The sequence below is a fragment of the Mycobacterium sp. IS-1556 genome (assembly GCF_001499985.1).
Lineage (GTDB): Bacteria > Actinomycetota > Actinomycetes > Mycobacteriales > Mycobacteriaceae > Mycobacterium.
On record NZ_LQIM01000015.1, the window covers coordinates 1 to 26,141 of the forward strand.

Genomic DNA, 26,141 nt, shown 5'->3' on the forward strand with positions numbered 1-26,141 from the left:
GCCGGGCCTGCAGCTGCGCCCGGTCCCGTTCGACCTTCGTCGAACGCGGCGATGCTCGCGGTGGCGCGGCGGCGGGGGGGGGACCGGCGCAGGCGGCGGAACAGGCGGCGGAGCGGTCAGACCGGCCAGCTTGGCGATCAGCCGCGGTGCCGCGTCGTTGCGGACGGCCCTGCGCTCGGGATCGGGATCGGCGTTGGCCTCGAAACATCCCGCCGGCGCGTTCTCCACAACGGCCAACGCGCTGCGGTACCTCTCCCGGGCCGCGTCGGGTCGGTTCTCCCAGGCGTCCATGTCGCCTTGGCGTTCGCGGACGAGTTCCTGGTTGACCAGGATCGGACACGATTGCTCACGCGGCGTATGGCCGAGCGCGTCCGAGAAGTGTGCGTCGGCGTCGTCGAGACGGCCGTCGAGCACCGCGAGCGCGCCGGCCGCGAACGGCGCCCTCGCCGGTTCGACGACGTTGAGCACACCCATCACCGCGACATCGGCGCGCAGCGCATCGGCGTCGCGCTGCGCGAAGTTCGAGACCGCCGATTCGCCGGCCACCACGGCCGAGATCAGCTTCAAGGCGACCGCCATCACCGCGACCGCCAGGGGAGCCGAGAACAGCAGCAGCCGGCGCCGCAATCGCAACCGCGACGGACGGGGACTGTGCGCGCGCATCAGACGTCCTCATCCCGGCTGGCCGCGCGGCTGGTCCGAAACTCGCGCAGCGTGAGGTAGATCTCGAACAGCAACAGCACGGCCGCGACCATGGTGAACACCCAATACAGATCCGTGCGGTCGGGTGCGGTGCCGGTGGACTGCGCGGGCGATACACCGCTCACGTCGGGCGCCGCCTCGGTGACCGGGCGGGTGGCGTCGCGCGCTACGAACGGCACGCCGAGCTGATCGGCGACCCGTCGAAGGCCCGGCTCGTTTCGTGTTGCCCCGTAACCGAACACCGCCCCGCCGTCCACCGACCCGGGCACCGGGTCGAACTCGCCCTGCGGCACCCGCGACGACGGCGCGCCCGACCCGAAGTAGAACACCAGGTTCTGCGCATCCGGGTCGCGTTGGCCGGCCGCAATCAGCTGGTAGCGAAGGACATTCGCGGCGGCCGCCGCATTCACCTCGGCTGCGGTGCCGTCTGGGTAAGGACGCACACCTGCGACGACCGGCTTGAGGCTCCAGTTGTCCTCGGACAGCGGCCATTCCAGCGACGAGCGGGACGCGAACGTGATCAGCGCGAACCGGGCCCGCGGGTAACGGTCGATGAGCGCGGTGATGTCGTCGCGGATGCCGGCGATCCGCGGTTGCCCGGCAAGGTGATCGGTGATGGCCGAGTCGGCGGAGCGGTCGACGATCAGGAACACGTTGGCCGTCGCGTCGTCACCCGATGTGGTTTCGACCGAGGCCTGCTCCCCGCCGCCGATCGCCGGCCGGGCCGCGGCGATCAGCATCAGCACCACCGCCAGCGTCAGGGCCGACCATCGCCACACCGTCGTCCATCGCTGCCGCGCGGTGTGCGCCAACTGCCACATGGTGATGAGCCGGAGCACGATCACGGCCGCGGCGATCGCGATCAGAAGCACCGGAGGTACGACGGGTGAGAACGTCATCGCCGCAACACCGCCAGGGACAGGCACAACAGCGCCGACACCGCGACCGCGACCGCCAACGGGACGGTCGGGGTGTCTCCGCGGAACCCGGTGAGGACTGCGGACCGGTCGGCATCCGGTGGGTGCGCGCGGATCCCGTCCAACTGAGCCGCCAGGTCCGCCCCGATGGGCGCGTACCGCCCGTAGGTGGCTTCCACGACGGACCGCAGGGGACCCGGCGACGACACCAGCGCATTGACCTGGACGCCGCGCTCACGCGCGATCTCCGTGACCTGCTGCTCGCTGAACAAGGAGGGGCGCGGCTCGTCCGCCGTGCGTAACTGGCCGGGGCCCAGGTAGATCAGCGAGCGCCGGCGCTCGTCGGGCGGTTCGTCGGCCGGGAATCCGGCCAGGCACAGCGCCAGGACGTCGGCGGCGCTCGGCGCGTAGTCCACGTACGTGACGGGTGCGGCGAACGACGCGAGCGCGTTGCGCTTCCCCGACAGCTGAGCGGGCGAGAGCGCGCTGTCGGCCGGAAAGTCTGCCAGAGCGGCTGCCTCACGGAGCTTTTCGACCGCGAACGGGTGATCACGGGTCAGCGGAATCACTCGGCGGTTGACGGAGGTCAATCCGATGCGCTGAGTGCCGTACGCCCTGGCCTGCTCGGCGAAGTGGGACAGGAACTCGCCGGTGGTGGGCTCGGTGGCCGGTTGGCCGACGCACAGCATGATGTCCTCGGGTACGTCGGACGTCTGCATTGACCACCACAAGCCGCTGGGGCGGGCGCTGGCCAGTGCCGCGGCCCCGAACAACAGCACCAGCAAGGCGATCGTGACGATCAAGGACACGGTCCGGGCGCGCGCCACCCGCGCATACTCCGGCAGTCGGGTCAACCGCGCCGTGTTCGCCAGCGGTCGCAACTGTCGCTGCGAGGACTTCGTCGGCACCAACACGGCCAGCGCGACAGCGCCTGCAAGGCAAACGAAACCGAGGACCGCGACCGGCCACCAGGTCAGGGCCACGAGCGGATCAGCTCCTCGACCGCGACGCCGGTCTCACCGACGCGCACCGGTGACGCAGCGTTGAACTGCGCGTCGTCGAGCGCTGTGAGTATCGGCGCGGCAGGCGCCAACTCGCCGGACGCGACGTCGTCGAGGTGCATGTACTGCGCCCGGACACCCGTCGCCTGGTTGAGGAAACTGCGCAGGGTGCGGCTCATCGCGGCACCGGCCTCGGCGGCGGTGAGCTCACCGTCGCGGTGCCGGCCGGCGATACGCCGCACCGCCCGCGCGAAACGGCGGCGCAGCAGCTTGCCGTGCAGCGCACGCACCGCCGGTATGCGGCGCAGTCGCCGCGACGGCAGCGTCCACACGAAAACGCCGACATACCAGACGATCACGAGGGCGGTCAGCAGCACGCCGAGCCACAACCATGCCGGCGAGTACGGTATCGGCCCGCCGACGAACCGCAACAGGTCATCCGGCACGGGCGAACACCCCGGTCAACTCGACGAGCCGGGAGCGGATCTGGCTGCTGGCGGCGATCCTGGTGTGCGGAACCGCGTGGGCGGTCATGAACTCGTCGAGTCGGTGCGCCCGCATCTGCTCGCCGCGGCGATAGGCGGCCACCACCCGTGGGCCCAGCGTGGCGGTGTCGAGAACGAAACGCCCTGTCGAGACGTCGAAGCCGGCGCGGTCGTCGGCGGCGGTGCCCACGGCGGGCATGTCGGACACCGTCGCCCACATCACGTCGTGGCGGGCGGTCAGGCGCGTGACGGCGTCGCTGAGCCGTTCGTCGACCTCCGGTTCGTCGGACACCACGACGATCAGCATCGGATGCCGGTAATGCGTTGCGACGTAATCCAGTTGACAGACGATGTCGCTGCGGCCGGCTGCGTTCGCGGTGTGACCGTAGAACCGGTGCAGCAGGCTCTCGATGTGTGTCTCGCCGCGGCGTTGGCGGATGTTGACGCAGCCGCGCGCGTCGCCGAACACCATGCCGATCTGATCTGAGCGTCCGAGCGTGATGAGCCCGAATGCGCCGATGATGTTCACGGCCACATCGCGTTTGAGTTCGCCGCTCGGTGTCAGCGCGGTCATGTTGCGGCCCGCGTCGGCGACGATCAGCACCTTGTGGTGCTTTTCGGACACGAACCGCTTGATCAGCACGTGGCCGGAGCGGGCCGAGGCCTTCCAGTCGATATCGCGGACGTCGTCGCCGGGCACGTAGGGCCGCAGATCGTCGAATTCCAGGCTGCGGGTGTGCACGAGCGCGTAGCGGCCGCCTTCGAGCATGCCGCGGGTGTCGGTGCCGAAGTGCGTCCTCGCCGTGGTGAGGTGTTTGCCCATGACGGCCCTACGGGACTCGAACCGCTTGCAGGACAGCGTCGATGATCAGCTCGGGGGTGACGTTGGCGCTGGCGGCTTCGAAGCCGAGGATGAGCCGGTGCCGCAGCACGCGGTGGGCGAGCTTGGCGATGTCGCCCGGAATGACGTGGGCGCGGCCGGAGAGCAGGGCCAGCGCCCGGGCGGCGTTGCAGAACGCGATGGTGGCGCGCGGGCTGGCACCGTATTCGATGAGCCGGGCGAGTTGTCGCGGCAGGTGCTGGTCGGGTTCGCGGGTGACGCCGACCAACTGGCTCGCATAGTGCATCAGCGCGCGGTCCATGTGGATGTGACGCACGACGTCCTGTAGCCGCCGAATCTCGTCGAGACCGGCGACTGGCCTGCTGCGGTGGTTCTTGTCGTACAGCCCGGCGTCCATCCGGAACATCACCTCCACCTCCTGCTCGGCGGAGGGGTAGTGCACGACGTCTTTGAGCATGAACCGGTCTGTCTGCGCCTCGGACAGCGGATAGGTACCTTCCTGGTCGACGGGGTTCTGCGTCGCGATGACCAGAAACGGCTCGGGAATCGGGTACTCGGTGCCGGCGATCGTGGTCTGGCGTTCCTCCATCGCTTCGAGCATCGCGCTCTGGGTCTTGGCGCTGGACCGGTTGATCTCGTCGAGCAGCACGATGTTGGTGTGCACCGGGCCGAGCTGGGTGACGAACGAATTGGTCGCCGACTCGTACACCTGGGTGCCGATGATGTCGCTCGGCAGCAGATCCGGCGTGCACTGGATACGCCGGAACCCGCCGTCGATGGACTCGGCGATGACGCGCGCGGCGGTCGTCTTCGCCAACCCCGGCACGCTCTCGATGAGGATGTGGCCGCCCGCGAGCAGGCCGATCAGCAACGACTCGCGGAGGTTCTCCTGGCCGACCACCTTGGTCGAGAACGCGTCGGAGACCGCGGCGACGATGCGCTGCGCCTCCGCGAGATCGTGCTGGTCGATGCGTGTCCGTGCTGCGGTCATGAATGCCTTTCGGGTCCGGCTGCCGGATGCGGATACCCGGGCCAGAGTATCGACACACGGTTGTCATACGTAGCTGTCGTCAACTAAGATTGACACATGACCGATGAGGACCTGTTGGAAGCGATGCTCGACGGTGCCACCAGCACGGAACCCGCCGACGGGCTGCGTGCGATCCGGGCGCTGCAGCGACTGCAGGAACGACTGGAGGCGATTCACGTCGCCAACGCCCGCGAGCGGGGGTGGAGTTGGCAGGACATCGCCGCCGCGCTGGGTGTCAGCCGACAGGCCGTGCACAAGAAATACAACCGGAAGGTATGACGATGTTCGAGCGATTCGCCCGTAGTGCCCGCGTCGCCGTGGTGCTGGCGCAGGAGGAGGCCCGTGAGCTGAGCGCAGAAGAGATCCGGCCCGAACACCTGTTGGTGGGCGTCTTGCAGAGCGCGGGTCGTGGACTGTCAGGACTGCTCGGCTCGTACGGGTTGACCGCCGAGTCGGTCCGCGGCCGGTTGGAACCGTCCGATGACGCGGACGACCCGACATTCGAGGACGACGCAGAAGCGTTGCGCGCCATTGGGATCGACCTGCACGCCGTTCGGGACAAGATCGCTCGCACCTTCGGTGAGGACGCCTGGAACAATGCGCTGCGCAAGTCGGGTCGGCGCAGGCGCCGATACGGCCACCTTCCGTTCACCAAGGCGTCGAAGAAGGCGCTCGAACTCGCGTTGCGAGAAGCGTTGGCGCACAAGGATTCGACGATTGGCTGCGAACACGTGGTCCTGGGCATCCTGCGCAGTGGTGACCGCTCGGCCGTCGGGCTGATCACCGAGCACGTCGATGTGGATCGGCTGCGCGCCGAAATCGTCGGACTGCTCGACGAGGCCGCTTAAGCCAGGAATCGATCGACGTAGGGGGCGAACCGCCGTCGCAGGTCTTCGGGGTCCAGCCCGAACATCTCCGCTGACGTCGCGACCCGGCCCAGCCGGCCGCGTTGGTGTCCGGTCAGATAGTCGACCATCGCGGCGCGTGCCTCATCGGTGAGTGGCTCACCGGCCAGCTCGTAAACACTTGCGGCGGTGCCGATTTCGTCGGCCATGAAGTCGTCGAAGCGAACGTCGATCGAGCGCTGTGGCCCGATGGCATCGCGGTCGCGGATCAATGCGTTGAGCATGAGCTCGAGCCGGTCCACCCAGCACGCCGCGATCTGCTCGACCGGCACCGGCGCGCAGTGCATCCGCGCCGAGTACGTGAGCATCGCGAGCATCGACAACACCACCGGCACCGGATCGCGATGGGTGGCGATCACCACCACGCCGGGGAACACGCGGTCGAGCACAGGCAACTGCTCGAGATGCTGTGGGGACTTGAGCAACCAGCGCCTGCCGCCGCGCAGGAACTGCAGCGCCTTCAACTGGGTGGCCAGGTGCTCGTAGTGCGGTGTCTGGTCGTGGCTCAGGTAGTAGTCGCGCCACCGTGGCACGTGTCCGAGCGTCTCGAACAGCATCGACGAGAAGTCGTTGGCCAGCAGCTGGATCTCTTCGTGCACGTGGTCGGTCGTCATCTCGTGCATCAGCGCGAAGTGCGGCATCACCGCGTTCATGAACTCCACCGCGGCGTCCATCCGGGTGCGCCGCGGGTCCGGTTCGATGCCGGCCTCCGACGGCAGCGGAAACGGCTCATTGCTCTCCCAGTAGGGGATGGTCCGAAAGGTCCGCCCGGCGGCGAGCAGGTTGTGCAGATGCGTCGTGCCGGTGCGCGGCAAACCGGCGATGACGACCGGCGGCGCCAGCTCGATCTCGTGGATCTCGGGATGCCGGGTCAGTAGGTCGGTGAGAAGCAGACGGTTCTTCAGCCACTGCAACAGCTGGGTGTGGAAGTTGACGACGCCCGCATCGTGAAGACCCCGGATCTCCTGCAGCGCAGCGAGAAACACGTCGAGGCGCTCGCGGTAGTCGTCCGCTCCGAAGTCGTCGAGCCCGGTCTCGGCGCTGGCCTTGGCGTGCAGCGCGTCGGCGTCGAGCGGGCAGTCGGGCGCCATCGCGGCCATCATCTCGCGCAGCGGCTCCATCTCGGCGGGGAAGCGGGGCTCGGCGAGGTCGTCGAGCACGACGGGCGCGGGTGCTGTGGTGTCGGTCACAGCGAGTTATGTTACTGTCAGTTTCGTAATGATGACGGAAATCGGGCGACCTCGTGACAAACGCATCGACGGCGCCGTCTTGCGCGCGACGGTCGAGCTGCTCAGCGAGACCGGTTACGCGGACCTGACCGTCGAGGCGATCGCTCGTCGGGCGGGAACCAGCAAGCCCGCGATCTACCGGCGTTGGCCGGGCAAGGCGCACGTCGTGCACGAGGCGGTGTTTCCGGTCAGCACCGCCACCGAACTTCCCGACACCGGATCGCTGCCCAGTGACATCCGCGAAATGGTCCGCCGGACGGCCGGCGTGCTGACCACTCCCGCCGCCCGCGCCGCACTCCCCGGGCTGGTCGGTGAGATGGCCGCGAATCCGACACTGCATGTGGCGCTGCTCGAACGCTTCGCCGACGTGCTGTCACGCGGGCTGACCGACCGACTCGACGCGGCCGTCGCGCGGGGGGAAGTCCGGCCCGACGTATCGGCCGCCGAGGTCGTCGAGGCGGTGGCGGGCATGACGTTCATGGCGTTGATCACCCGCGGCGACGGTCTGGACGACGGATGGGTGGACTGCACCGCCGAATTCATCACGAGAGGACTCAGCGCATGACCGACCACGAATCCACGAAGGCGTGGCACGAATTGCTCGACACACTCGGCGGGCTGGACCGCAGCTTCATCGAGGGGGATCGCGCCGTCGCCGACGACCGCCACGTCGCCGACGGCTACCGCATGTTGGCCACCACGCTCGGGGTCGCGTTCGACACCTACCTGTTCGCCGAGCCGAGTCGGCCGCAGTGGGTCGAGCTCAACACCCCGTTCCGTCGCGACCGCCGCTGGGGCGGCGACAATACCGACGCCTGGTACTTCATGTGCCCGGTCGACCCGAAGCGCCGCTACCGCATCAGCGGTAACAAGGGCGACAGCGTGTACTTCTCGGTGACCGCCTACAACGAGCCGTCACCCGGCGCGTGGTCCGACCGCGTGGTGGCCATCGTCCGCGACGACGACCTCGACATCGACCGCGACGGCAACTTCTCGTTCGACTACGGGCCCACCGACGACGGCGTGGTGCTGGTGACCCGCGACTACCAGGCCGACCCGCTGACCGGCAGGCCGGTGGCGTGGCGGATCGAGGCGCTCGACGAGCCCGACCCGATCCGCCACGGCGACGCGGAGACCGCGGCCGCGCTACGGGCCAGTGCGGCGTGGCTGCGCACGATGTTCGCGATCGTGCCGCTGGCGGTCGGCGTCCGGGGCGAGGACCATCACACGGTCGGCCACGAAATCTCTCAAGTGGCAAACCAATTCGCCGAGCCGTACCAGGTGCCCGACGCGAACTTCGGCTGGTCCGCGCGTGATGCGTGCTACGCCTACGGCAGCTTCGTGCTCTCCGAGGACGAGGCGCTGGTCGTCACGCACCGGCCGCCGGCGTGCCGGTTCTGGAACCTGGTGGTGTGGAACCAGTTCATGGCCGGCGTCACCGACGCCAGGACATCGGTCAACGGCTACAGCGCGGTGCCCAACTCCGACGGATCGGTCACGGTCGTCATCTCCCGCGGGATGACCGCACACCCGAATTCGGTTACCACGGTGGACTATCCGCGCGGCAACCTGGCGTTCCGGTGGTTCCTCGCCGATGCGGTGCCAGCCCGGCCCGAGGTCCGGTTGGTCAAGGCCGCCGACGCCCCGACGACCGTTGCGTAGGCCGGTACAGGGACTGCCTCCTCCGGCTAGGGCCGAGATTGCAGTCAGGGTTGTTGGGCCATGAGCCGCCTACTCCACAGCCCTGATTGCAATCTCGCCCATAGGACCGTTCAAAGAACATCCCCAGCCAGCCAGAGCGCCAGCGCCACAGCGACGGCCCACACCAGCATCGTCAGCCCCGTGTCGCGCAGCACCGGGATCAACTCCTTGCCGCCGAGGCGTTTCCGGACCGGCGCGGCCGCGCGCACCGCGAGCGGCAACGCCACCAAGCCGACGGCCGTCCACGGCGTCGCAAGCATCAGCACCAACGTCAACGCGAACGCGACGGCCATCAGCGCCTGATACAACAACCGGGTGCGGGCGTCGCCGAGTCGCACGGCCAGCGTGATCTTCCCGGACTCCTTGTCGGTCGGGATGTCGCGCAGGTTGTTGGCCACCAGCACCGCCGACGACATGGCGCCCATCGCGACAGCGACCGCGGCGCCCACCCAGTCGATCCGCAGCGCCTGCGTGTACTGCGTGCCCAGCACGGCCACCAACCCGAAGAACACGAACACCGCGATCTCACCCAGCCCCAGGTAGCCGTAGGGCCGCTTGCCGCCGGTGTAGAGCCACGCCCCCGCGATGCACACCGCGCCGACCGCGATCAGCCACGGCGCGCTCACTGCCGCCAGCACCAGGCCGGCCACCGCCGCCAGGGCCAGGCTCACCACCGCGGCCGTGAGCACTGCCTTCGGCGTGGCGACCTTCGACCCGACCAACCGCAGCGGGCCGGCCCGAACGTCGTCGGTGCCGCGGATCCCGTCCGAGTAGTCGTTGGCGTAGTTCACCCCAATGATCAGAGCGACGGCCACAGCCAGCGCCAGCAGCGCCTTCCACCAGCAGGCGGCGTGCAGCCAGGCCGCGGCGCCGGTGCCCGCGATCACCGGCGCGATCGCGTTGGGCAGGGTGCGCGGTCGCGCGCCTTCGACCCATTGGGCGAATGTGGCCACGAGCGCCAGTCTCCCACGGGCCCGGACCGTGGCAGACTGAGCGCATGGAGGACCGACTCAGCAAGGCGGAGATTCGCAAGGACGCCGTGCAGGAGATCTTCGACTCCGGCGTCTCGACCGTCGGTGAGGTGGTCTCGATCATCACCACCGCGGTCAAGGACGTCGCCAACGCCGTCGGCGGCTTCGCCACCGACGCGTTCGAGATCCGCGACACCGTGCGCCTCGCGTCGCAACGGCTCGACGAAGTCGACGATCAACCGCCCACCTAGACCGTGCTCGGAGTCATCGGCGGGAGCGGTTTCTACAGCTTCTTCGGACCCGACGCGCGCAGCGTCAACCTCGACACCCCGTACGGCGTGCCGAGCGCCCCGATCACCGTGGGCACCGTCGGCGAACACGAAGTGGCGTTCCTGCCGCGGCACGGCGTCAACCACGAGTTCTCCCCGCACACGGTGCCGTACCGCGCCAACATGTGGGCGCTGCGCACACTCGGCGTGCGACGCATCTTCGGTCCGTGCGCGGTCGGCAGCCTCACACCCGAGCTCGGGCCGGGCGCCATGGTGGTGCCCGACCAACTCGTCGACCGCACCAGCGGCCGCGCCGACACCTACTTCGATTCGGGCGGCATCCACGTCGCATTCGCGGACCCGTACTGCCCGACGTTGCGCGCGACGGCCGCCGACCTGCCCGGCGTCGTCGACGGCGGCACCATGGTGGTGGTGCAGGGGCCGCGGTTCTCCACCCGCGCCGAGAGCCGGTGGTTCGCGAACCAGGGCTTCACCCTGGTCAACATGACCGGCTATCCCGAGGCGGCGCTGGCGCGTGAGCTCGAGATGTGTTATGCCGCAATAGCGTTGGTGACCGATCTGGACGCCGGCATCGAAGCCGGCGCCGGCGTGCGGACGGTTGATGTGTTCGCCGAATTCGAGCGCAACATGGTGCCGTTCAAGAAGCTCGTGCACGAGGCGATAGAAAGCACAGCCCAGGTCAATTCCTGTACGCACTGCCTGGCGCATGAGGGCGTCCGACTGCCGTTCGAACTCCCGTGAGAGTCCTGCTGACCGGCGCGGCCGGTTTCATCGGCGCCCGGGTCGACGCGGCGCTGCGCGAGTCCGGCCATGACGTGATCGCCGTCGACGCCATGCTGCCCGCCGCCCACGGGTCCGGCGCCGAGGCGCCCGCCGACTGCCGGGTGCTCGACATTCGCGACGCGTCCGCGCTGGCGCCGCTGATGAAGGGCGTCGACGTGGTGTGCCATCAGGCGGCGGTGGTCGGAGCGGGCGTGAACGCCGCCGACGCGCCGTCGTACGCCAGTCACAACGACTACGCCACCTCGGTGCTGCTGGCCGAGATGTTCGCGGCGGGCTGTCAGCGGCTGGTGCTGGCGTCGTCGATGGTCGTCTACGGCCAGGGCCGCTATGACTGTCCGGAACACGGGCCGGTCGACCCGCACCCACGTAGCCGCGCCGACCTCGACGCCGGCGTGTTCGAGCACCGGTGCCCGCTGTGCGGGGCGTTGGTCCAGTGGCGGCTGGTGGGTGAGGACGCGCCGCTGCGGCCCCGCAGCCTCTACGCGGCCAGTAAGACGGCCCAGGAGCACTACGCGCTGGCGTGGGCCGAGGCGGTCGGCGGTGCCGTCACCGCCCTGCGGTACCACAACGTCTACGGCCCCTACATGCCGCGCGACACCCCGTATTCGGGGGTGGCGGCGATCTTCCGGTCGGAACTCGAATCAGGTGACGTACCGCGGGTTTTCGAGGACGGCGGGCAGATGCGCGACTTCGTCCACGTCGACGACGTGGCAGCGGCCAACGTGGTGGCCGTGGAATCCCGGCTGGAGGGGTTCGGCGCGTTCAACGTCTGTTCGGGTCGGCCGATCTCGATCCTGGAGGTGGCCACCGAGCTGTGCGAAACACGCGGTGACGCGCCGCCGGTGGTCACCGGGCAGTACCGCAGCGGCGACGTCCGCCATATCGTCGCGGACCCCGCCAAAGCGGCTCGGCTGCTCGGCTTCCACGCGGCGGTGGACCCACGTGACGGGCTGCGCGAGTTCGCGTTCGCGCCGTTGCGGGCCTGATGCGCCGGCCGGTCGGCATACTCGTTATCGTCACGCTCGTGGCGGCGGGTCTGATCGGTCTCCTGTGGTCCCAGCAGCGGCGGTTGATCTACTTCCCGTCGCCGGGTCCGCTGCCGTCCGCCGCCACTATGTTGCCCAACGGGCGGGACGTCGTGATCGAGACCGACGACGAAATCCGATTGGCGGGTTGGTTTTTCCCGGTCAAGGGTGACGCTCCCGCCGTGCTGGTGTTCAACGGCAACGCGGGTGACCGGTCGATGCGCGTGCCGCTGGCCTCGGCGCTGAATCGGATGGGCTGTTCGGTGCTGTTGTTCGACTACCGCGGCTACGGCGGCAATGCGGGCCGCCCGTCGGAGGAGGGCCTGGCCGCCGATGCGCGGGCCGCGCAGACCTGGCTGGCCGCGCAGCCGGGCGTCGAGAAGATCGCCTATTTCGGCGAATCCCTCGGCGCCGCAGTCGCTGTCGGGCTCGCCGTGGAACGGCCGCCGCACTCGCTGGTGCTGCGCTCACCGTTCACCTCGCTGCCCGATGTCGGCGCGGTGCACTATCCGTGGCTGCCGGTGCGTTGGCTGCTGACCGACCGCTACCCATCGATCGACCGCATCGCGTCGGTACGGGTACCGCTGTTGGTGATCGCGGGGGCTCGCGACGACATCGTGCCCGAGTCGATGAGCCGCCGGCTGTACGACGCCGCCAACGAGCCGAAGCGTTACGTGCTGGTGCCGGGCGCCGGACACAACGACCCGGAGCTGCTCGTCGGCGGCCAGATGCTCGACGAGATCCGGAGGTTTCTCTCGGATACAGGTCTGACTTAGTGATACTGGTGGCGTGAAGCCCGCCATCTGTGAACAGTTCGGTATCGACTTTCCGCTCTTCGCCTTCAGCCACTGTCGTGACGTGGTCGCCGCGGTGACCAACGCCGGCGGTTTCGGCGTGCTGGGCGCGACCGCCTACACCCCCGAGCTGCTGGACCAGGAACTGTCGTGGATCGACGACCATGTCGGCGGCAAGCCGTATGGCCTCGACATCATCGTGCCCGCGAAGTTCGAGGGCAAGGGGGAGAAGCTGTCGACTGGCGACCTCGCCGCCCGCATCCCCGACGAGTACCGCGGTTTCATCGCCGAACTGCTTGCGGCCCACGACATCGAGCCGGAGGCGTCGCCGCGCACCGGTCCGCCCATCCTGTCCGGCAACACCGGCAAGGATCTGCTCGACGTGGCGATGAGCCATCCGATCAAGCTGATCGCCAACGCGCTCGGTGTTCCGCCGGACTACATGATCGAAGCGGGCAAGGAGAACGGCATCCCGGTCGCGGCGCTGGTGGGGGCCAAGGAGCACGCGGTGAAACAGGTGCAGGCCGGCGTCGACCTGATCGTGGCGCAGGGCACCGAAGCCGGCGGGCACTGCGGCGAGGTGACGACGTTGGTGTTGATCCCCGAGGTCATCGAGGCTGTGGCGGCTGTGGCGGCTGCCGGGTCCAAGGTTCCGGTGCTCGCCGCGGGCGGGATCGTCACGGGCAGGCAGATGGCGGCGGCGGTGGCGATGGGCGCCGACGGGGCATGGACCGGATCGGTGTGGCTCACCACCGAAGAGGCCGAGACCGCGCCGTACACCAAGCAGAAGTTCCTGGCCGCGACGTCGCGCGATACCGTTCGTTCGGCGGGCAGGACGGGAAAGCCTGCGCGCCAGCTCGTTTCGGACTGGACGCAAGCGTGGCTGCCGAGCGACGGCGGTCAGCGGCCGTTGCCGTTGCCGTTGCAGTCGATGCTGTCCGAGCCGGTCATCCGCCGGATCGACGTGCTCGCCTCGCAGGGCCATCCGGGTGCCCAGGCGTTGGCGACGTATTTCGTCGGCCAGGGCGTGGGGCTGATGAACAAGGTCAAACCCGCTCGCGAAGTCGTGCGGGAGTTCATCGAGGACTACGTCGCCGCGACCGAACGCCTGAGCAACTCGCTGCCCGATTAAATCACTCGTCGGCGAAGGTGATCCGTACCGAGATCGGATCGCTCTCCATCGCGCGCATCGTCAACGCGGTGGCCGACTGGCTGAGCTTGCCCGCTCCGCCGAAGCTGCGGGCCCGTGCGCGGACATCGTCCTCGGGCTCGAACGTTGCGGTGCCGGTGCGCCATTCGTCGTTGATGCGCACGCGCACCCTCGGGTTCGCGGCGATGTTGTGGGCCCAGCCGGCGCGGCGGCCGTGCTGAGAGATCACCCAGACGCCGGCGTCGTCGGCGCGGCCGGCCAACGGCACGCGGCGGGGTTCGCCGGTCCTGCGGCCGATCGTCTCCAGATCGACCACCAGCGACGACCGGATGCCCACGCGGTCGAGCGCCGCGACCACCGGATTCATCAGGACCCGGCCGAGTTGCCGTTCCAGCTTGAACTTCCGAACCGCCCTGTCGGCACTTCTCGTCGCCATCGCAACCTCCTACTCGGTCTTGAGTTACCGACGTTAATTGAGTGATCACTCAAAAACAAGACTGGATCCCGCGAGAGATGGCGTGCTAGTCCGCCGCCAGCGGCAACCGCACCTCGAACCGAGCGCCGGTGCCCAGGTTGCGCGCCGACAGCGTGCCGCGATGTGCCTGCACCAGGCCCGCGGCGATCGCCAGCCCCAATCCCGAGCCGCTGGGCAGTGACGAGTCCGCCCGTGGCACGCGATCGTTCGAGCCGCGGTACGCGACGTCGAACACCCGCGGCAGATCCGCCTCGTCGATACCGACACCGGTGTCGTCGACGCGCGCCCACGCGCCGTTCTCGTCGGACCCCAGCGCCAGCAACACCCGGCCCCCCGCCGGCGTGTGCGCGATCGCGTTGGCCACCAGGTTGGACAACACCCGCACCAGGGCGCGGTCGCTGCCCAGCACCCGCACGGGCGTCGCGGGGAGGTCGACCGTCAACGCCACACCTGCGCGCTCGGCGGCGATGCGGTGGGCGGTCAGCACATCGTCGACGACCTCGTCGAGCGCAACCTTGTCGAACACGGGCTGGACGGCACCCGCGTTGATCTTCGACATCTCGAACAGGTCGTCGACCATCTCCGACAGTCGGACCGACTCGTGCTCAATGGTTTTCGCGTGCACCCGCACTTCGGCGTCGGGTACCACACCGTCGGCGATCGCCTCGGACACCGCCCGTATCCCGGCCAGCGGGGTGCGCAGATCGTGGCTGACGAACGCGACCAGCCTGCGACGCGACTGTTCGGCGGCCCGTTCGGACTCGCGGATCTCCTGCTCCCACACCGTGCGGCGGGCCTGATAGCGCGCCAGCATCACCGCGGCGGGGATCGTCACCACCGAGACGATCACCAAGACGATCGCGGTCTGCTCGAAGGTCTCGGTGATCATGAAACCGCTGGCGCCGAGCACGCCGGTGAACGTCGCCAACACGGGGATGAGCACCAGCGCCACCATGCTCACCGCCAGCGACCAGGACCGCGCCAGGCGGATGACCAGCGCGCCGGCAAGCACCACGGGGACCGAGCACGCCAACGCCAACCCGATGATCTCCCAAAGGTCGGTCGGCACTAGGCGCTCTGCCCTTCCGGTGAGCGCGCTTCACTGCTCCACAGATAGCCGCGGCCCCAGACCGTCTGCACCCGATGGTGTTCACCGAGCTTGGAACGCAACCGCTTGACGTGCACCGTCACCGTCGACAGATCGCCGAAATCCCAGTGCCACACCCGCTTCAACAGCTCTTCGCGGCTGAACACCACGTCGGTGTGGGTGAGGAAGAACAGCAGCAGGTCGAACTCCCGGTTGGTCAGCGACACCGGCGCACCATCGACGGTCACCGTGCGCGCCGCCGTCGACACCGTCAGACCGCCGACGCTGACGTTCAGCGGAAGCCTTGTCGTGGGCGCGGGTGCGCGCCGCAGCACCGAACGCACTCGCAACGCCAGTTCGCGCGGGCTGAACGGTTTGGTGAGGTAGTCATCGGCGCCGGCCTCCAGGCCCGCGATCCTGTCGTCCTCTTCGCCGAGCGCGGTCAACAGAATCACCGGGACCGTGTAGCCGCCGCGCTGGCGCAGGTTGCGGCACAGAGTCAGCCCGTCCGGGCCCGGCATCATCACGTCGAGCACGGCGACGTCGATGCGCTGGGAACCGAGTAGCCGCAGCGCCTCCGTCCCGTCGTGGGCGATCGCCACGTCGAGCCCGTCGCGTTCGAGATAGCGACGCACGACGTCGCGCACGACGGTGTCGTCGTCGGCGATCAATACGCGCGTCACACTTCCCGAGAGTAGCCCGATGCGGCCACGACCTGCGCCGATGTCACGGATTCGTCATCAATCGGCTGGTTGGGGTAGTGGGGTGGTGGTTAGCCTCGACACCATGCCCGACTGTCCGGTGACCGTGGTGCTGCCGTGCCTCGACGAGGCGGAATCACTGCCCGGCGTGCTCGCGGCGATGCCGGCCGGATACCGGCCGCTGGTGGTCGACAACAACAGCACCGATGCAACCGCGCAGGTGGCGCTGCGGCACGGCGCCGAAGTGGTCGCCGAGACGCGCCCCGGTTACGGCGCTGCGGTGCATGCCGGGGTGGTGGCGGCGACGACGCCGATCGTGGCGGTCCTCGACGCCGACGGCTCACTGGACCCGGGTGACCTGCCGGCACTGGTCGACGAGCTCGACCGCGGCGCGGACATGGCGATCGGTCGGCGCCGACCGGTGCCCGGCGTGGAGTGGCCGTGGCACGCCCGGCTCGGCACCGCGGCGGTGTGCTGGCGGCTGCGCCGGCGCCACGGCCTGGCGGTGCACGACATCGCGCCGATGCGCGTCACCCGCCGCGATGCGCTGCTCGAACTAGGGGTCACCGACCGCCGCTCCGGGTATCCGCTCGAGCTGCTCGTTCGGGCCGCGGCCGCGGGTTGGCGCGTCGTCGAGCGCGACGTCGACTACGGCGCGCGCACCGGCGGCAAGTCGAAGGTCAGCGGGTCGTTTCGCGGCAGCGTGGTGGCGGCGCTGGACTTCTGGCGGGTGATCTCGTGACCGCGCTCCCGGTGACCGTGCTGGTCGTGGCCAAGGCGCCGGTACCCGGTTTGGCGAAGACCCGCCTCGCGGCCTCGATCGGTGCCACCGCCGCCGCGGACATCGCCGCCGCCGCGCTGCTCGACACGCTCGACGCCGTGGCCTCTGCGCCCGTCGAGCGCAGGGTCGTCGCAATGACCGGCGACCTGGACCGCGCTAGCCGCGGAGACGAAATACGCTGCCGCCTCGCCGATTTCACCGTACTGGCCCAACGCGGCGCCGACTTCGCCGAGCGATTGGCGAACGCGCACGCCGACGCGTCCACCGGTATCCCGGTCCTGCAGATCGGAATGGACACCCCGCAGGTGAGCGCTGATCTGCTCGCCGACTGCGGCGAGGGCCTGATCGACACCGACGCGGTGCTCGGACTCGCCGAGGACGGCGGATGGTGGGTGCTGGGCGTCTCGCGGCCGTCCATGGCGGACTGCCTGCGAACAGTGCCGATGTCGCGGCCCGACACCGGTGCGATGACCCTCGCGGCGTTGCGCAGCGACGGGGTCGACGTCGCCATGGTCGACGTGCTCGCGGACTTCGACACCCTCGACGACATCGACGTCGTGCGGCGAAAGTGCCTGCCGCAGAGCCGGTTCGCTCATGCGGCCAAGGCGGTGCGGGCGTGATGCTGGGACACCTCTACGACCGCGCCCTCGACGGCGAGCGCTGTTGGATCCGCCACGATGACGGTGAGGTGCGAAACCTGCCCGTGCACAACTGGATCGGCGGTGTGCACGCCGACGGCCGGTTCGACCGGGCCGTCGTCGAGCTGTGCGAAGGCCCGACGATCGACCTCGGCTGTGGCCCCGGCCGGTTGGTGATCGAGCTGATCCGACGCGGTGTCCCCGCACTGGGTGTCGACCAGTCCGCGACCGCCGTCGGCCTGGCCCGCCGCAACGGTGCTCCGGTGTTGCGCCGGGACGTGTTCGGGCAGCTGCCTGCGACCGGTCGGTGGCAGACCGTGTTGCTGGCCGACGGCAACGTGGGTCTCGGTGGCGATCCGCTGCGGGTGCTGCGCAGGGCGGCAGAATTGCTGCGCCGTGGCGGTCGCTGTATCGCCGAGTTCGAGGCGCTGACAAACGGTATCCGCACCGGCTGGGTTCGGCTGGAGTCCTCGCGCACGGTCGGTCCCTGGTTCCAGTGGGCCTCGGTCGGCATCGACTGCGCCGCCGAGATCGCCGAGAACGCCGGGCTGGCGTTGACCAGGGTCCATCCGATCGGCAACCGGGTGGTCGCGAGCCTGACGCTGTCCTAGCGTCTGCCCGCCGGCCGGATGGCGTAGACGGCCGTCACCAATTCGTAAGGATGAAGTGGTTGAGCAGCAGGGCGCCCACCACGTTGACCGCCAGCCACCAACGGTGTGTCCGGGGCGGCAGCAGCGCGCCCGCAGCGGTCAGCCAGATTGTGAACGGCAACCAGATGCGTTCCGTCTCGGCCTTGCTCAGCATCGACAGGTCGGCGAACAGGATCGCCAGCAGCGCTCCCGCGAGGATCATGTGCAGGCCGGATCGACGTCGAATCGCGGCGATGTCGAACGCCTTGCCGATCCCGGCCACGCTGCCCAGGCCGATCGCACACACCACGGAGGCCAGATTCGCCCATCCCCAGTACTGGAACGGGCGGTCGTTGGCGATGCCCTGCCAATACCGTTCCTGCACCAGGTGATAACCGTCGAACCACCAGAAGCCCAGGATCGCGAAAATTCCCACCACCACGAGGACAACGACAATCGCCGGCACCGCCGCGCGCAGCGCTGCCCGCAAGTCCGGCGCGCACAGCAGCACCGCGAGTGCCGGCAACACCATCAGACCCAGCCCGTAATTGAGAAAAATGCCCCAGCCCAGCAGCAGACCAGCGCCCGCGGACGCCAGCACCGGCCACCGGGTCGTGCGCGCGACGGCCAGCGCCAGCAGCGCGATACCCCACGCCGCCACGCCCGCGAAGTAGCCGTCGGCCGACACCGCGATCCAGATCGCCGTCGGCGCCACGGCGACGAACGGCGCCGCCCACCGGGCGGTCTTCTCCTCGGCCAGCGCGCGCACCGCCACCACGATTGCCGCGGCCGCGCTGGAGCCGACCAGTAGGCACAGCAGACCCGCCCATGTGCCGCCGCCCAACCCGATTCGGTCCAGCCAGACGAACGTCAGCAGCGCGCCCGGCGGATGTCCCGATACGTGGGTTATCCACGAATCCGGTTGATAGTCAAGGATTCTGTCGGCGAAGGTGCGCAGCGCATGCGGGATGTCGGTGACGGTGGGCACCTGTCGCAGGTACTCGTGCCGGGCGGTGAGCCGGCCGGCGAAGCCGCGCTGCCAGCCGTCGACCATCGCCAGTGAGAACGCCCACGCGCACGCCGTGAGCCAGGTGATCCACGGAACCACGCGCCACGGCAGCCGCTGCGCGAGCGACGGCCCCCACAGCACCGCCGCCGCGCCGATCAGAATCGCCGGAAGCGTGCCCCACCCGACGTGTGCGTCCCACCACCCGAAGATCGGGGCGGTGTCGGCGTAGTCGTGGAGGCGCTTCGGCGTCGCGTTGATCAGCGGTGTGACGATGCCCAGATGCAGGTGCGGTACGACGAACGCCGCGACGACCAGCGCCACGCCGACGGCGACGGCCACCGCCTCCCTGCGCCCTGTCCGCATTCCGCCACCCTAATGACTGGTGATTTCGGTGTAGTTGGTTGCGCTCACCGCGAGTGTCTACACCCGAATCGCCTGGGCGTCAGTACAGGCGGCCGCGGGTGTTCTCCTCGCTGTAGTACTCGTCGAGTTCGGCCTGACTCCAGTCGTACCGAATCGCCTTGAGCAGCTGCGCAACGCTCGGCAGCGCCGACGGATTCCAGGTCGTCGGATCCCATGCGTCCGAACGCAGAAACGCTTTGGCGCAGTGGAAGAACACCTCGTCGATCGCGATCTCCAGCGCCAGGATCGGTCGTTTTCCTTTCACGGCCAACGCATCGAAGTAGTCCGCGTCGGAGAGGATTCTGCCCGTGCCGTTGATCCGAAGCGTGTCGCCGCGGCCCGGAATCAGGAACAGCGTGCCGACATGCGGGTTCTGCAGGACGTTGAGGTAGCCGTCGACACGTTTGTTGCCCGGCCGCTCGGGAATCGCGATCGTGGTGTCGTCGATGACGTAGACGAATCCGGGCGGATCACCCTTCGGCGACACATCGACGCGGCCGCGGGCATCCGTCGTCGCGACGAAACCCAACGGCGAGTGCGCAAGCCAGTCACGCTGGACCGGTGACAGCCGGTCCTTGACCTTGTTGGCGACATAGCGGTCCGGCTGCCCGACGATCGCTCGCAGCTGCTCGACGGTGCTGACTTCACGGCGCATCGCTTCATCATGCTCGATGATGCTCGCCCATCATCGGATCGGGTTAGCTCCCCGGATCGCCGGGTAGCCGATCCGCGGAGGTGAGAGTGATGGCCCATCATGTCGACGTCGACCCCGCACTCTGGGAAGAGTTCCACCGGGTGGTGAACATGACCTCGCGGGAACTGATGGACTGGTTGCGCACACGGTCGGCCGGCGAGGACTCCGAGGAGATGCCGGACCAGGCCGGCACGCAGACCGGCCGCGCGGTGCTGGAGGTGCTGCAGAAGCGGCGCGGTGACCTGACCGACGAGGACGAACGCGTGATGCGCAAGGTGGTCGACCGCATCCACGCCGAACGCCGTGATGATCTCGAGCCCACGGCGGGACAGGAGAACTGGCGGCACCGGCTGATGACTATCGGCCACGATCCGCTCAAGCCCGCGCCGTGACCGTCTAGTCCGGGACGGAGTACCGGGCCGCAAGCGCCCGGCGGTCGATCTTGCCGATGCCGCGCCGCGGTAACTCGTCGACGATGTGAACTTCGCGGGGCGCCGCCGTGACGTCGAGCGTCAACCCGATGTGCCCGCGGAGTTCGGCAAGCGTGGGCGCGTCGCAGCCGGGCGCGAGCACCACGGCCACGGCGACCCGCTGGCCCAACCGCTCGTCGGGCACCCCGAACACCGCGCATTCGGCGACCGCCGGATGCCCGCCCACCGCGGTCTCGACTACCTGCGGGATGACGGTCAGCCCGCCGCTGCTGATCGCGTCGTCCGCACGGCCGAGCACGGTCAGCCGTCCCGAGGCATCTAGGGCGCCAACGTCATCGGTGCGAAACCAGCCCGCTTCAGCGAACGGGTCGGGAGCCACCGGGTTGCGGTAGCCCTTCGCGACCGTCGCCCCGCCCAGAACGATCCGGCCAGGGTCTGATGTCGCCGACCGCGCGGCTCCGTCGACGATCCGGACCCGTACCCCGTTCAGCGGCACGCCGTCGTACACGCACCCGCCGGCGGTTTCACTCATGCCGTACGTCCGCACCACCGAAATACCTGCTGCTACGGCCTTTTCAGCGAGTGGGGCGGGCATCGGTCCGCCACCGACCAGAACGGCGTCCAGGCTCGCCAAGGCGGCCGCCGCCGCCGTATCCTGCAGCGCTTTGTCGAGTTGCACGGCCACCAGTGAGGCATAGCGCCGCCCGGGTCCGAACGCCGCTATTGCCGAAACCAGTTCATCCGCAGCAAAACTCGACGAGATCGCTACCGGCGTGGTGCCAGCGACCACGCTACGCACCAGCACCTGAATACCGGCGACGTGATGCGCCGACAGCGCGAGCAGCCACTGACCCGGCCCGCCGAGCCGATGGTGTGTGGCCTCTGCGCTGGCGGTCAACGCCGCGGCGGTCAGCATCGCCCCCTTGGGGGTTCCGGTCGTGCCGGATGTCGAGACCACGACGGCGACGTCGTCGTCTATCTCGGCGCCGGCACGCAATGACGTTGACAGCAGCGATGATTCGCGTTCGTCGTCGGCGGGCACCGGCAGGATGCTGGCGCGTCCGGCGAGCATCTCCTGCACCGTGGGCAGGAGCGAAAGGGCCGCGGTACCTGAGCCGACCGCGACGGGGGTCAGGACGGTTATGGGTCGTCCTCCGGATCGCGCGGGTCGTCGAGCGGCCAGCCCCGCACCGCCAGTCGCTGGCGCACCCGCTCGACATCCTCCGGTGTGGGCAGCGCGTCGATGATCGACGTGATCAGCACGCCGATGTCCGCGTCGTCGAACTCGCCCGTCCGCTTCAACTCCATCGCAACGGTCCTCACCTCGTCGTCGGTGAGCCGTCGCCGCAGCAGCGAGAACAGCGGCACCCGGTCCGGCCCGGGCACCCCCTCGGGGTAACCCGCTGTGATCCACGCGACAATTCTGGCCAGAAACTTCGTCACTGTGCCCTCCCGCGTGTCGCATCGGGTTTACCCGCTGCCGATTGGATGATGCTAGTGCGAGTCCGAACAAGAACAAGTCGAGTCCGACGCCGTCGGCAAACACCCGACCGCCGTCGGGTTAACAATCGATGAACAGATTGCCCAGGACCGCGAATTCCCTGCTCGACACGCCCCTCGAAAGTGGCCATGAATTAGGCGAAAGAGCCGCCGTGGCCGCAGAATTAGCGCCGTGAGCACCGAGCTGATCGTCCTCGTGCTGTTGATCGCGACCGCATTGGCATTCGACTTCACCAACGGCTTCCACGACACCGGCAATGCGATGGCGACGTCGATTGCCACCGGTGCTCTCAAGCCCAAGACCGCTGTCCTGTTGGCCGGTGTCCTCAACCTCGTCGGCGCGTTCCTCTCGGTGGAGGTCGCGGTCACGGTGACCACGTCGGTGCTCAACGTGCAGGACGGCACGAGCGGCGCTCTGCTGCCGTCGATCGATGCCTCGACGGGTTTGACGATCATCTTCGCCGGGCTCATCGGCGGGATCCTGTGGAACCTGCTGACATGGTTGTTCGGCATCCCGTCGAGTTCGTCGCACGCGCTGTTCGGCGGGCTGATCGGCGCGGGCCTCGCCGCGCTCGGCACCGCCGGCGTCAACTGGAGCGGCATCACGCAGAAGGTGCTCATCCCCGCGGTCGCCGCGCCGGTCATCGCCTGCCTGGTGGCCGCGTGTGGCACCTGGCTGGTGTACCGGATCACCCGCAAGGTGGCGGTGAGTCGCCGTCGCGAAGGCTTCCGCTGGGGTCAGATCGCGACCGCGTCGCTGGTCGCCCTGTCGCACGGCACCAACGACGCGCAGAAGACGATGGGCGTCATCGCGCTCGCGCTCATCACCACCGGCCACCTCAGCGGCGACGTCAAGGAGAACGGCCTGCCGTTCTGGGTCATCTTCAGCTGTGCGGTCGCGATCGGCCTGGGCACCTACCTCGGCGGTTGGCGCGTCATCCGCACTTTGGGCAAGGGGCTTGTGGAGATCGACTCCCCGCAAGGCTTCGCCGCCGAAGCATCCTCGGCCGCAATCATTCTGAGCTCCAGCGCCGCCGGCATGGCGCTGTCGACCACCCACGTCGCCACCGGATCGATCCTCGGCAGCGGCGTCGGCAAGCCGGGCGCTGACGTCCGGTGGGCGGTGGCCGGTCGGATGGCCACCGCCTGGCTGATCACGCTGCCCGCCGCGGGCTTCGTTGGCGCGCTTTCGTTCTGGCTTTCGCACGGGGTGAAGACGCTGACCGGGTCCGGCCTCGCCGGTGACAGCCTGATCTTCCTTGCGCTCGTGGGGCTCTCGTTCTACATGTGGTGGCGGGCCCAGCAGCAGAAGGTGGACCACAACAACGTCAACGCCGACTGGGACGACGCCACCAACTCCGTCGTGCCCGCCGAACTGCGCGAGACGCAGATCAAGACCGCGGCGACGGTGTAGCGGAGGAACTCGATGACTTATCTGGAAAGCATCCTCAAGGTGCTGGTGGTGGGGCTCGTGCTGGGGGCGGGCCTGCCCGCGCTGTTCGCGACGGGACTGGTGGCCTTCTCCAGCGGATCGGGTGACGAGGCCGCCGACGGCACCGTGACCGCACCCAACCCGGGCCGGAAATACCTTGGCGTGGCGCTGTTCGTGTTCGTCGGGTGGGTGATCATCACCGCGGTGCTGTGGATCACCCGGTCCACCATCATCCACCACACCGGTATCGACCTGTTCCCCTTCATGCCCGAGAAATGAACGGCGACACCATGGCAGAGAACCTCAACGTGTTGGACAACGTGCTTTCGTGGCTGCGTCGCGGCTACCCGGACGGTGTGCCGCCGAAGGATTACTTCCCGCTGCTCGCCCTGCTGAAGCGGTCGCTCACCGAAGACGAGGTCGTCAGCGCCGCGCAGACCGTGCTCAGGGGTGCCACCGCCGACACCGTGACCGAAGGCGAGATCCGCGACGCGATCCACCGGGTCACCGCCCAGGAGCCGAATCCTGAAGAGATGCACCAGGTTGCGTCGCGGTTGGCGTCGGTCGGCTGGCCGTTGGCCATGCCGTCGCGCTGAGACCCTACTGCCGGGAGTCGCGACGCAGCGGGTGGGTCTCGGGCACCTGTACGAAGATCAGCAGGACACCGTCGGGATCGTTGACATGCATCTCGTGCAGTCCCCACGGTTCCTGGCGAGCCTCCCGCGTGATCGGCACGCCCCGACCCGAGAGCTCCTTCTCGGTGGCGTAGACGTCGCGGACCTGCAACCACATCGTGCCGCCCGCGCGCGGTCCGCCGTGGCCGGCGAGTTCGATCAGCGACTGTCCGGCGTAGAACACGGTGCCCGCACCGTAGTCGCGGGCGATCGCCAAGCCCAGCTCGTCGCGGTAGAACGCCAGCGACCGCTGATAGTCCGCCGGCCGAATCAGCATCCGGCTGGCCAGAATCTCCATGGCATCGTGTCTATCACGCCGAGTCAGCCGATCCGCCGCCCGACACCTTCCCAGTACGGTTCGCGCAGCGCCCGCTTGAGCACCTTTCCGCTCGGGGTGCGGGGCAGGTCCTCGGCGAACGACACCGACTTGGGCAGCTTGAACCCGGCGAGTCGGTCGCGCGCATAGGCGATCAGCTCGGACTCGGTGGGGCCGCCGCCCGAGGCGGGGACGACGATCGCCTTGACCGCCTCACCCCACGTCGGGTCGGGAACGCCGATCACGGCGGCGTCAACGACCGCAGGATGGGTCATCAGCACGTTCTCGACCTCGGCGGGATACACGTTCTCGCCACCCGAGACGATCATGTCCTTGACGCGGTCATGCAGGAACACATAACCCTCGCCGTCGAGGTAGCCGGCGTCACCGGTCTTGAGCCAGCCGTCGCCGGTGAGCGTGGCGGCCGTCGCGTCCGGGTTGTTCCAGTAGCCGCGCATGTTCTGTCGCGAGCGGGTCCACAGCTCACCGACGGTGCCGACGGGCACGGCGCGGCCTTCGGGGTCGACAATGCGCACCTGAACCCACGGGAACGGCTTGCCGCACGACCGCAGCAGTTCGGGATCGTGGCGGTCGAGTTGGGTGATGGAGCCGGTGGTTTCGGTCTGCCCGTACACCTGCAGCAGGTCACAGTCGAACCGCTCGAGCGCCTTGACCAGAACGTCGTCGGTGATCGGTGATGCCCCGTAGACGATCGCGCGCAGGCTGGTGAAATCCGTCCGCTCGACACCCGGGGTCTCGAGCAGCCGCTGGATCACGACCGGCACCAGCAGCATGTTCGTAACACCGTGTCGGCCAACGGCTTCGAGGATCGCCGACGGGTCGACATCACGCAGCACGACGGTGCGCGCCCCCTCACACAAACCGACCAGGGCCCAGCCCGAACCCGCCATGTGGAACATCGGCATCACGGCGAGGCTCACACTGTCGGCGTCGAAGCGCCACTTCTCGGCGATACCGGTGGCCTTACAGAAGTAGTTGTCGTTGGTCAGCATCACGCCCTTCGGCGCGCCGGTCGTTCCCGACGTGTACATCAGGAACGCGACGTCGTCGGGTTGCGTTGTGACACAGGGGTCTTCTGCGGGATGCTCGGCGAGCCAGGCGTCGAACCGCGGCCACCGAGGGTGTGCACCAACGGCGACGACGGCGGCCGCCAGCCGGTCCTCGATCGCCTCGACATGGCCGAAGAACTCGGTGCCTACAACCATCACGCGGGCACCGGCGTCGTCGATGATGTGGGCCATCTCGGCTGGCGCCAGCCGCCAGTTGACCGGCACGACGATCGCGCCGAGTTTCGACAGGGCGCAGACGACTTCGAAGAACTCGATACCGTTCTTCTCGATGAACGCGACGCGGTCGCCGAACCCGACACCCGCCGCGCGGAACGCCTGCGCGGCCCGGTTGGACCGTTCGTCGAGGTCGGCGAACGTCAGGGTTCGGTCACCGGCGACCAACGCGACCGCGTCGGGGCGTTCGGCGCCGTAGACACGCGCGATGTCGGCGACGGTCGCGACGTCGGGGTGTGGCATG

Annotated in this window: 33 protein-coding genes; 16 read left to right on the forward strand and 17 right to left on the reverse strand. The window is 68.7% G+C overall.

Features of this window, described 5'->3' with window-relative positions:
* From AU187_RS12735 to AU187_RS12760, 6 genes are all read right to left on the reverse strand, one after another.
* The coding region (locus tag AU187_RS12735; RefSeq protein WP_059166804.1) for a hypothetical protein at positions 1-663 on the reverse strand (663 nt) is incomplete at its 3' end.
* A complete protein-coding gene (locus tag AU187_RS12740) occupies positions 663-1,601 on the reverse strand; it encodes a vWA domain-containing protein (RefSeq protein WP_059166805.1) in 939 nt (312 codons plus the stop codon). The genes AU187_RS12735 and AU187_RS12740, both read right to left, overlap by 1 nt.
* The gene (locus AU187_RS12745; RefSeq protein WP_059166806.1) at positions 1,598-2,602 is read right to left on the reverse strand and encodes a hypothetical protein; all 1,005 of its coding nucleotides are present in this window, start codon (positions 2,600-2,602) and stop codon (positions 1,598-1,600) included. The genes AU187_RS12740 and AU187_RS12745 overlap by 4 nt, the downstream gene beginning before the upstream one ends.
* Entirely contained in the window at positions 2,593-3,066 is a 474-nt protein-coding gene (locus tag AU187_RS12750) for a hypothetical protein (protein ID WP_059166807.1), read from the reverse strand. The genes AU187_RS12745 and AU187_RS12750 overlap by 10 nt, the downstream gene beginning before the upstream one ends.
* Positions 3,056-3,928: a DUF58 domain-containing protein gene (locus tag AU187_RS12755; RefSeq protein ID WP_059166808.1), complete on the reverse strand. Its 873-nt coding sequence runs from the start codon at positions 3,926-3,928 to the stop codon at positions 3,056-3,058. The genes AU187_RS12750 and AU187_RS12755 overlap by 11 nt, the downstream gene beginning before the upstream one ends.
* Positions 3,929-3,935: 7 nt before the next feature.
* On the reverse strand, positions 3,936-4,937 hold the full coding sequence (locus AU187_RS12760) for an AAA family ATPase (protein ID WP_059099503.1): 1,002 nt from the start codon (positions 4,935-4,937) through the stop codon (positions 3,936-3,938).
* A 96-nt stretch (positions 4,938-5,033) separates the two neighbouring features.
* Here AU187_RS12760 and AU187_RS12765 point away from each other — a divergent pair, with 96 nt between their 5' ends.
* A complete protein-coding gene (locus tag AU187_RS12765; protein ID WP_059099502.1) occupies positions 5,034-5,255 on the forward strand; it encodes a helix-turn-helix domain-containing protein in 222 nt (73 codons plus the stop codon).
* A gap of 2 nt (positions 5,256-5,257) precedes the next feature.
* Positions 5,258-5,824 carry a Clp protease N-terminal domain-containing protein gene (locus AU187_RS12770; protein ID WP_059166840.1) on the forward strand — a complete coding sequence of 189 codons (567 nt, stop codon included), beginning with the start codon at positions 5,258-5,260 and terminating at the stop codon, positions 5,822-5,824.
* On the opposite strand, the gene AU187_RS12775 is transcribed toward AU187_RS12770, so the two are convergent.
* Positions 5,821-7,002, reverse strand: coding sequence for a sulfotransferase family protein (locus AU187_RS12775; protein ID WP_082691819.1), 1,182 nt, complete (start codon positions 7,000-7,002; stop codon positions 5,821-5,823). The genes AU187_RS12770 and AU187_RS12775 overlap by 4 nt on opposite strands.
* 97 nt (positions 7,003-7,099) lie before the next feature.
* Here AU187_RS12775 and AU187_RS12780 point away from each other — a divergent pair, with 97 nt between their 5' ends.
* Together AU187_RS12780 and AU187_RS12785 are read left to right on the forward strand one after the other, a co-directional pair.
* Positions 7,100-7,675: a TetR/AcrR family transcriptional regulator gene (locus AU187_RS12780; RefSeq protein WP_059166810.1), complete on the forward strand. Its 576-nt coding sequence runs from the start codon at positions 7,100-7,102 to the stop codon at positions 7,673-7,675.
* Positions 7,672-8,772 (forward strand): DUF1214 domain-containing protein, encoded by a 1,101-nt coding sequence (locus AU187_RS12785; RefSeq protein ID WP_059166811.1) that lies wholly within the window; start codon positions 7,672-7,674, stop codon positions 8,770-8,772. The genes AU187_RS12780 and AU187_RS12785 overlap by 4 nt, the downstream gene beginning before the upstream one ends.
* A 110-nt stretch (positions 8,773-8,882) precedes the next feature.
* Here AU187_RS12785 and AU187_RS12790 read toward each other — a convergent pair whose 3' ends face one another.
* Positions 8,883-9,764: a 1,4-dihydroxy-2-naphthoate polyprenyltransferase gene (locus AU187_RS12790; protein ID WP_059166812.1), complete on the reverse strand. Its 882-nt coding sequence runs from the start codon at positions 9,762-9,764 to the stop codon at positions 8,883-8,885.
* Between the two features lie 44 nt (positions 9,765-9,808).
* Between AU187_RS12790 and AU187_RS12795 the strand changes: the two genes are divergently transcribed.
* Genes AU187_RS12795 through AU187_RS12815 form a run of 5 tightly spaced genes read left to right on the forward strand, consistent with a single transcriptional unit; the run spans position 9,809 to position 13,806 of the window.
* Positions 9,809-10,033, forward strand: a complete 225-nt coding sequence (locus AU187_RS12795) for a hypothetical protein (protein WP_059099497.1) — start codon at positions 9,809-9,811, stop codon at positions 10,031-10,033.
* Positions 10,034-10,036: 3 nt separating this feature from the next.
* Positions 10,037-10,813 (forward strand): S-methyl-5'-thioadenosine phosphorylase, encoded by a 777-nt coding sequence (locus tag AU187_RS12800; RefSeq protein WP_059099496.1) that lies wholly within the window; start codon positions 10,037-10,039, stop codon positions 10,811-10,813.
* The gene (locus AU187_RS12805) at positions 10,810-11,841 is read left to right on the forward strand and encodes an NAD-dependent epimerase/dehydratase family protein (RefSeq protein ID WP_059166813.1); all 1,032 of its coding nucleotides are present in this window, start codon (positions 10,810-10,812) and stop codon (positions 11,839-11,841) included. The genes AU187_RS12800 and AU187_RS12805 overlap by 4 nt, the downstream gene beginning before the upstream one ends.
* On the forward strand, positions 11,841-12,656 hold the full coding sequence (locus AU187_RS12810) for an alpha/beta hydrolase (protein WP_059166814.1): 816 nt from the start codon (positions 11,841-11,843) through the stop codon (positions 12,654-12,656). Before AU187_RS12805 ends, AU187_RS12810 begins: the two co-directional genes overlap by 1 nt.
* A gap of 13 nt (positions 12,657-12,669) precedes the next feature.
* Positions 12,670-13,806 (forward strand): NAD(P)H-dependent flavin oxidoreductase, encoded by a 1,137-nt coding sequence (locus AU187_RS12815; protein WP_059166815.1) that lies wholly within the window; start codon positions 12,670-12,672, stop codon positions 13,804-13,806.
* Between the two features lies 1 nt (position 13,807).
* On the opposite strand, the gene AU187_RS12820 is transcribed toward AU187_RS12815, so the two are convergent.
* The 3 genes from AU187_RS12820 to AU187_RS12830 all read right to left on the reverse strand — a co-directional run bounded on the left by AU187_RS12820 (position 13,808) and on the right by AU187_RS12830 (position 16,069).
* Positions 13,808-14,260 carry a nitroreductase/quinone reductase family protein gene (locus AU187_RS12820; protein WP_059166816.1) on the reverse strand — a complete coding sequence of 151 codons (453 nt, stop codon included), beginning with the start codon at positions 14,258-14,260 and terminating at the stop codon, positions 13,808-13,810.
* An 85-nt stretch (positions 14,261-14,345) separates the two neighbouring features.
* Positions 14,346-15,368, reverse strand: a complete 1,023-nt coding sequence (locus AU187_RS12825) for a sensor histidine kinase (RefSeq protein WP_059166817.1) — start codon at positions 15,366-15,368, stop codon at positions 14,346-14,348.
* Positions 15,368-16,069, reverse strand: a complete 702-nt coding sequence (locus AU187_RS12830; RefSeq protein ID WP_059166818.1) for a response regulator transcription factor — start codon at positions 16,067-16,069, stop codon at positions 15,368-15,370. The genes AU187_RS12825 and AU187_RS12830 overlap by 1 nt, the downstream gene beginning before the upstream one ends.
* Positions 16,070-16,172: 103 nt before the next feature.
* Between AU187_RS12830 and AU187_RS12835 the strand changes: the two genes are divergently transcribed.
* Genes AU187_RS12835 through AU187_RS12845 form a run of 3 tightly spaced genes read left to right on the forward strand, consistent with a single transcriptional unit; the run spans position 16,173 to position 18,117 of the window.
* Complete coding sequence (locus tag AU187_RS12835; RefSeq protein WP_059166841.1) at positions 16,173-16,829, forward strand: glycosyltransferase family 2 protein; 657 nt, start codon at positions 16,173-16,175, stop codon at positions 16,827-16,829.
* Positions 16,826-17,488 carry a TIGR04282 family arsenosugar biosynthesis glycosyltransferase gene (locus AU187_RS12840; protein ID WP_059166819.1) on the forward strand — a complete coding sequence of 221 codons (663 nt, stop codon included), beginning with the start codon at positions 16,826-16,828 and terminating at the stop codon, positions 17,486-17,488. The genes AU187_RS12835 and AU187_RS12840 overlap by 4 nt, the downstream gene beginning before the upstream one ends.
* Positions 17,488-18,117: a methyltransferase domain-containing protein gene (locus tag AU187_RS12845; RefSeq protein ID WP_059166820.1), complete on the forward strand. Its 630-nt coding sequence runs from the start codon at positions 17,488-17,490 to the stop codon at positions 18,115-18,117. Before AU187_RS12840 ends, AU187_RS12845 begins: the two co-directional genes overlap by 1 nt.
* 34 nt (positions 18,118-18,151) lie before the next feature.
* Here the strand turns inward: AU187_RS12845 and AU187_RS12850 are convergent, their stop codons facing one another.
* Both AU187_RS12850 and AU187_RS12855 read right to left on the reverse strand, forming a co-directional pair.
* Positions 18,152-19,507: a hypothetical protein gene (locus AU187_RS12850; RefSeq protein ID WP_059166821.1), complete on the reverse strand. Its 1,356-nt coding sequence runs from the start codon at positions 19,505-19,507 to the stop codon at positions 18,152-18,154.
* A gap of 79 nt (positions 19,508-19,586) precedes the next feature.
* Entirely contained in the window at positions 19,587-20,201 is a 615-nt protein-coding gene (locus AU187_RS12855) for a pyridoxamine 5'-phosphate oxidase family protein (protein WP_059166822.1), read from the reverse strand.
* Between the two features lie 89 nt (positions 20,202-20,290).
* On the opposite strand from AU187_RS12855, the gene AU187_RS12860 reads away from it, so the two are divergent.
* Positions 20,291-20,632, forward strand: coding sequence for a DUF3140 domain-containing protein (locus AU187_RS12860; protein WP_059099484.1), 342 nt, complete (start codon positions 20,291-20,293; stop codon positions 20,630-20,632).
* Positions 20,633-20,636: 4 nt separating this feature from the next.
* Here AU187_RS12860 and menE read toward each other — a convergent pair whose 3' ends face one another.
* Together menE and AU187_RS25955 are read right to left on the reverse strand one after the other, a co-directional pair.
* The gene (gene menE / locus AU187_RS12865; protein WP_286131909.1) at positions 20,637-21,761 is read right to left on the reverse strand and encodes an o-succinylbenzoate--CoA ligase; all 1,125 of its coding nucleotides are present in this window, start codon (positions 21,759-21,761) and stop codon (positions 20,637-20,639) included.
* A gap of 50 nt (positions 21,762-21,811) precedes the next feature.
* Positions 21,812-22,114: a DUF3349 domain-containing protein gene (locus AU187_RS25955; protein ID WP_059099483.1), complete on the reverse strand. Its 303-nt coding sequence runs from the start codon at positions 22,112-22,114 to the stop codon at positions 21,812-21,814.
* 229 nt (positions 22,115-22,343) lie between these two features.
* Between AU187_RS25955 and AU187_RS12875 the strand changes: the two genes are divergently transcribed.
* The 3 genes from AU187_RS12875 to AU187_RS12885 are packed head-to-tail and all read left to right on the forward strand — an operon-like array spanning position 22,344 to position 24,199.
* Entirely contained in the window at positions 22,344-23,585 is a 1,242-nt protein-coding gene (locus AU187_RS12875) for an inorganic phosphate transporter (protein WP_059099482.1), read from the forward strand.
* A 12-nt stretch (positions 23,586-23,597) separates the two neighbouring features.
* On the forward strand, positions 23,598-23,882 hold the full coding sequence (locus tag AU187_RS12880; RefSeq protein ID WP_059166823.1) for a hypothetical protein: 285 nt from the start codon (positions 23,598-23,600) through the stop codon (positions 23,880-23,882).
* Between the two features lie 11 nt (positions 23,883-23,893).
* Entirely contained in the window at positions 23,894-24,199 is a 306-nt protein-coding gene (locus tag AU187_RS12885; protein ID WP_059166843.1) for a DUF3349 domain-containing protein, read from the forward strand.
* 4 nt (positions 24,200-24,203) lie between these two features.
* On the opposite strand, the gene AU187_RS12890 is transcribed toward AU187_RS12885, so the two are convergent.
* Both AU187_RS12890 and AU187_RS12895 read right to left on the reverse strand, forming a co-directional pair.
* Positions 24,204-24,575 (reverse strand): VOC family protein, encoded by a 372-nt coding sequence (locus tag AU187_RS12890; RefSeq protein ID WP_059164996.1) that lies wholly within the window; start codon positions 24,573-24,575, stop codon positions 24,204-24,206.
* Between the two features lie 23 nt (positions 24,576-24,598).
* A complete protein-coding gene (locus tag AU187_RS12895; protein ID WP_059166824.1) occupies positions 24,599-26,140 on the reverse strand; it encodes a long-chain-fatty-acid--CoA ligase in 1,542 nt (513 codons plus the stop codon).
* Position 26,141: the final 1 nt, after the last annotated feature.

What these genes read in the sequence shown, in the direction of transcription:
- AU187_RS12795 (WP_059099497.1), top strand. Translation starts at nt 9,809, where the DNA reads ATGGAGGACCGACTCAGCAAGGCGGAGATTCGCAAGGACGCCGTGCAG.
- AU187_RS12885 (WP_059166843.1), top strand. Translation starts at nt 23,894, where the DNA reads ATGGCAGAGAACCTCAACGTGTTGGACAACGTGCTTTCGTGGCTGCGT.
- AU187_RS12860 (WP_059099484.1), top strand. Translation starts at nt 20,291, where the DNA reads ATGGCCCATCATGTCGACGTCGACCCCGCACTCTGGGAAGAGTTCCAC.
- AU187_RS12765 (WP_059099502.1), top strand. Translation starts at nt 5,034, where the DNA reads ATGACCGATGAGGACCTGTTGGAAGCGATGCTCGACGGTGCCACCAGC.
- AU187_RS12820 (WP_059166816.1), bottom strand. Translation starts at nt 14,260, where the DNA reads ATGGCGACGAGAAGTGCCGACAGGGCGGTTCGGAAGTTCAAGCTGGAA.
- AU187_RS12845 (WP_059166820.1), top strand. Translation starts at nt 17,488, where the DNA reads ATGCTGGGACACCTCTACGACCGCGCCCTCGACGGCGAGCGCTGTTGG.
- AU187_RS12740 (WP_059166805.1), bottom strand. Translation starts at nt 1,601, where the DNA reads ATGACGTTCTCACCCGTCGTACCTCCGGTGCTTCTGATCGCGATCGCC.
- AU187_RS12755 (WP_059166808.1), bottom strand. Translation starts at nt 3,928, where the DNA reads ATGGGCAAACACCTCACCACGGCGAGGACGCACTTCGGCACCGACACC.
- AU187_RS12760 (WP_059099503.1), bottom strand. Translation starts at nt 4,937, where the DNA reads ATGACCGCAGCACGGACACGCATCGACCAGCACGATCTCGCGGAGGCG.
- AU187_RS12775 (WP_082691819.1), bottom strand. Translation starts at nt 7,002, where the DNA reads ATGGAGCCGCTGCGCGAGATGATGGCCGCGATGGCGCCCGACTGCCCG.
- AU187_RS12770 (WP_059166840.1), top strand. Translation starts at nt 5,258, where the DNA reads ATGTTCGAGCGATTCGCCCGTAGTGCCCGCGTCGCCGTGGTGCTGGCG.
- AU187_RS12895 (WP_059166824.1), bottom strand. Translation starts at nt 26,140, where the DNA reads ATGCCACACCCCGACGTCGCGACCGTCGCCGACATCGCGCGTGTCTAC.
- AU187_RS12835 (WP_059166841.1), top strand. Translation starts at nt 16,173, where the DNA reads ATGCCCGACTGTCCGGTGACCGTGGTGCTGCCGTGCCTCGACGAGGCG.
- AU187_RS12810 (WP_059166814.1), top strand. Translation starts at nt 11,841, where the DNA reads ATGCGCCGGCCGGTCGGCATACTCGTTATCGTCACGCTCGTGGCGGCG.
- AU187_RS12880 (WP_059166823.1), top strand. Translation starts at nt 23,598, where the DNA reads ATGACTTATCTGGAAAGCATCCTCAAGGTGCTGGTGGTGGGGCTCGTG.
- AU187_RS12855 (WP_059166822.1), bottom strand. Translation starts at nt 20,201, where the DNA reads ATGCGCCGTGAAGTCAGCACCGTCGAGCAGCTGCGAGCGATCGTCGGG.
- AU187_RS12785 (WP_059166811.1), top strand. Translation starts at nt 7,672, where the DNA reads ATGACCGACCACGAATCCACGAAGGCGTGGCACGAATTGCTCGACACA.
- AU187_RS12850 (WP_059166821.1), bottom strand. Translation starts at nt 19,507, where the DNA reads ATGCGGACAGGGCGCAGGGAGGCGGTGGCCGTCGCCGTCGGCGTGGCG.
- AU187_RS12780 (WP_059166810.1), top strand. Translation starts at nt 7,100, where the DNA reads ATGATGACGGAAATCGGGCGACCTCGTGACAAACGCATCGACGGCGCC.
- AU187_RS12890 (WP_059164996.1), bottom strand. Translation starts at nt 24,575, where the DNA reads ATGGAGATTCTGGCCAGCCGGATGCTGATTCGGCCGGCGGACTATCAG.